Origin of the sequence: Streptomyces silaceus, from assembly GCF_001419745.1 — a bacterium.
GTDB lineage: Bacteria > Actinomycetota > Actinomycetes > Streptomycetales > Streptomycetaceae > Streptomyces > Streptomyces silaceus.
Window position 1 is genome coordinate 3,042 of the sequence record NZ_LIRJ01000672.1, and the last position, 482, is coordinate 3,523.

Annotated in this window: 1 pseudogene; it reads right to left on the bottom strand. The window is 74.1% G+C overall.

Annotated features, from left to right (window positions below):
- Positions 1-238: pseudogene (locus AOK22_RS43605) on the bottom strand (phosphoribosylamine--glycine ligase); the annotation flags it as partial.
- Positions 239-482: the final 244 nt, after the last annotated feature.

Sequence of the window (482 nt, forward strand, 5' to 3'; positions counted from 1 at the left end):
CGGCGACGCCCGCGACGAGGGGGGCCTCGGGGCCCACGACGACGAGCCCCGCCTCCAGCTCGGTCGCCAGGGCCGCGACGGCGGCACCGTCGAGGGCGTCCACCTGGTGCAGCTCGGCCACCTCTGCGATGCCGGCGTTGCCGGGGGCACAGTGCAGCGCGGAGACGTCGGGGTCGAGGGACAGAGAGCGGCACAGGGCGTGTTCGCGGGCACCACTGCCGATGACGAGGACCTTCACGGTGGCCAGCCTAGCCCGCGGGGCGGGGTGCCTTTGTACGAGGTCCGGCTCCGGAGCCTCTCGTACGTTCCTCCAGGCCCGGCGTCCCCGGGCGGGGCGGCTCCCCCTACTCGTTCGGGTACTCGTCCACCACCGTCGCGCCCAGTTCCCTCATGATCAGGTCGTGGCCCGAGAGGGCCGACTCGACCAGGTCCGGGTCGTCGTCCTCGGGGGTGTCGTCCTCGGGGGCCACGTGTTCCGGGGC